Source organism: Pseudoalteromonas sp. BMB (assembly GCF_001709235.1).
Taxonomy (GTDB): domain Bacteria; phylum Pseudomonadota; class Gammaproteobacteria; order Enterobacterales; family Alteromonadaceae; genus Pseudoalteromonas; species Pseudoalteromonas maricaloris.
This window is the reverse complement of record NZ_MBQA01000191.1, coordinates 1-3,792: the sequence shown is the minus strand read 5'-3', so window position 1 is coordinate 3,792 and position 3,792 is coordinate 1. Positions and strand designations below refer to the sequence as shown.

The window sequence follows — 3,792 nt, the reverse complement described above, 5'->3', positions numbered from 1 at the left end:
AAAAAGTACATAACAAAGATGTGTTATTTAAACTTACGAATACAGTGAAAAGCACTGGCGTTCAAGTTGCTCAGCAGCAGATTAATGAGGGTAAGGAAAAGACTATCGCCTTACCAACTAACTTATTTGAAGATATCTCAGGAGACGGGTTTACCCTCTCTGTGACTACAGATAACGGTTTACCATTCACATATAATGCAGCAACAAACTCCATCACACTAAAGCCAACCTACGATAGTCAGGGTATGCATACTTTATTAGTTAGAGCAACTTCTAAATCAAAACTTGGGGGTTACGCATTAGCTACTATTAAAGTTTTTGTGGTGGATAACAAAGCACCGATAAATAACTTACCTGATAGATTAAATGTTACAGAGGGAGATAAAGCGTTAGATTTAAAAGATTTCTTTATTGACCCAGAGGGAGATGCTATTCAATTTGCATTCACTCGTTTGGATGGATTACAAAGTAAAGGGTCAAAAATTGCCTCCTTTTTTGTCGATCACTTTTCTTATCAGCCTACTTTCGATTATTTAAGTGCTGGAACGTATCAAATTATGGGCACGTTTACAGATAATCACTCCGAAGTGAAGGAATTCAGTTTTGAATTGGTGATTGAAAATCGAAATGCGAAAAGCACACCTAAAAGAAACATAGGTGATATTGAATTCAGCCCAGGTGAGCTTATTTCAAACAAGCCAGGCTTTGATGTAAACATCATTCAAGACGCGGTGTATAACCTGGATAATGATCAACTCAGATACAGTTTGGTCTATGAGTCGGATTTGGCTAAGCTGCAGCTCAATGTTGATCCACAACCGGACTATTATCATAGCCATAACGACATTCAGGCTATGATAAATAGCGGAGAAGTTAGAAATGTAGCCGAAGAACTAGGAATGGTTTTGGACCCTAACACAGGTGTCTTATCGGGCCGCATAAGTGCTAATGTCGATCAAGCGTTTCATAACTTAGTGTATATAGTTCATGAATCGGGAGGCCCTCAACCGTTTCATGCAGGATTCTCTGTCATTGTAAACGGTGTTATGAATTTTACAGCTAATGAAGGAGAGCATAAGACAATCGAACTGAATGGAGATCTATTCGGTTTAAGAGCGTTAGCTGAAATAAAATTAGAACAAAACCCGCCATTTGTCAGTTTACAGGGACGCAATCAACTTGTGATCCAGCCAGGACATCGAGATGCTGGTCAATATGAACTTGTGATAACGGCGACAGAAGATCGTTTTGATGACTTAGACAGCGCTGGGGCTGGTGTAGGTTTCCCCCGAACTAGAACACACAAAGTTTTATTGGTAGTGGCGCAAACCAACGTTGCTCCCGATAAATCATCCGCAGTGATGAATTACTCTGTTGCAGACAAAAATGCGTGGTCACTCAATGTGAGTAATTTATTCTCGGATGCTGACGGCGATACACTATCGTATACATCAATAAACAAGCCGAACTGGCTAAATTGGGACTCAGCCACAGGTTTATTGACAAAGAGCGCCAATAAAGTTGCGTCTGGGCGATATAATATTACAGTAAGGGCCACAGATCCGCATGGTTTGTGGAAAGATGTTACGATTACTTTAGAAGTTACTGATACTAATAGAGCACCCGTTGGCAATAACTATGTACGTTCAGATTCAGTAAAAGAAAATGAATCAATACGAGTCGATTATCGAGGATACTTTTCAGATCCAGATGGAGACACGCTTGACTATTCATTGAGCTATCAAAGTGGCTCAGGCAGTTATTTTGGCTCTCCAGCTAAATATGGATTACCTTCAGGTCTTTCTTTTTCAAATGGAGTTGTACAAGGTACACCGAGTTGGGGCAGTGATGGGCATTATATCGTTACTGTTATAGCCTCAGATGGTCGTCTTCAGACTGAAAAAGCATTTTTTATCACTGTTGAGCCGGGAAAAGTTAATTCGGCTCCGATTAAATCGCCAAGCGCAAATGTCAACCAAACTGTTGCTGAAAAAAACGTATGGTCTTTCAATGTAAAGAATCTTTTCTTGGAACCCGATGGCGATGTTTTAACCTATCAAATAATAGATAAACCAAACTGGCTTACATGGAACAATGGCTCAAATACATTGAGCAAAAGTACAACGGCTGGAGTGGCAGGAGATTATGACATCGTTGTTCGGGCATCGGACCCAGAAGGTCTGTATGTTGATGTGAACTTAACATTGAAAGTGACGAGTACGAATAGAGCCCCTACATCACGAGGGGCACGTTTCGACGTAGTTAGTGAGGGCGAACAGCTCTCCATTGATTATCGTGGCTTATTTTCAGATCCAGATGGAGACCAATTAACATATACCGCTAGAACACTTCTTGTTGGCGATCGTTCAGACTCATATTTTAATTTGCCGAGTGGATTATCATTAAGCAATGGTGTGCTTGTTGGTAGGCCAAGTGAAAGTACAGCAGGGAAAACTTATAGTATTACAATAACAGCATCGGACGGGCAATATAGCGCAAGTAGCACGGTGTCATTAAGGGTTCAAGGAAGTGGCAGCACTATAGGAACCCCTGTTACACCAGGAGGAAATGACTTTTCGTCATTTGGCAGTTCAGAATTTAATGAATTACGAGCGGCAAGAAGCTTTTCATTTGAATCATTAAGCATGCCTGAGGTTAAGGAACCACAGATACAATTTGCCTCGGCTGAGACCACAACGCGGGAAATCGGCACAGCACCGGTCACTAAAACAGCTGCCAGTGGCGCGACATCTGATACCGGAGTAAAAGAGTATTGGTTTACCTATGATAACAATAACCGAGTAGAAATAGACGGTGGGTCGTTAATCAATGGCAATATAGGTATTGCACAGCAAGGACAGTACATCCAATACAATGATGTAGGGCAACAAGTATTAAAAATCTCAGGTAAATCAAATCAGGCCCAGCAATATATTTACAATAGCTGGGGAGAGCTGGCGCAAGTAGATAACTTCTTAAATAAGGATGATCAAAACCTTTACAGTATTCGAAGCAGCCTAGCGAATAATGCAAGTCATTCAGATTGGCGTCATGGCAGCCAGTTTGAATATGATGCAATGGGTCGAGTGACAGAAAAGCGTGATTATTATGGTATCAACAGTTCAGCCTATGTTGATATTGAAGAGCGCTTTGGAGAGCGGGAGAGCATTCTCGTCAACTACGCAGGTTCATTAAAGCAAGTCAGCAATACACAATATAATGGTGCGGGTGAAGTTGTTCGTATAGAAGAGCGAGGTTTAAATAACGAGGTTACGCATTACTTGGAAGATTTCTCAAATTCAGGGCACCCAGGTAGTACGATTTATACATCTACGGCATGGAATTTCTCTAATTTTAAGCTGGAGTCTGTGACTAGGAATTATAAATACGATGTAGCAGGGCGTTTGGATACCTACCAGTATCAACAATTGAGCGATTTACCAAAAGGGGTAAGTGAGCTACAACACAACTTTAGTAAGGAATACGAGGAGCGGACGCAATATTTGGAGTCGGCAACCTTTGGTACAGGGGCAAGGGAGCATAAAGACAGTCAACACCTACAGGATGCAGTAACTCGAACACACTTTGATGTGAATGGCAACAAGACGCGAATAGAAGAAGAGATTACGGATACGCGATACAAAGGTGATAAGAAGGTCAATGCACGATATATGCGTTATGACACGGAAGGGAATTTGCTGTCGAAAGTAACAGGTAAACAAACCCGGGTGTTGACAGACGCTGATAGAAATACGAGTCGTAGCTACTATGATCGAGATTCAGGCAGACGAG

At 41.4% G+C, this 3,792-nt stretch carries 1 protein-coding gene; it reads left to right on the top strand.

Features of this window, described 5'->3' with window-relative positions; genetic code table 11:
• Positions 1–44 precede the first annotated feature (44 nt).
• Positions 45–3,792 (top strand): putative Ig domain-containing protein (locus BB427_RS17685; RefSeq protein ID WP_217492916.1); only part of this gene is annotated, 3,748 nt, incomplete at its 3' end.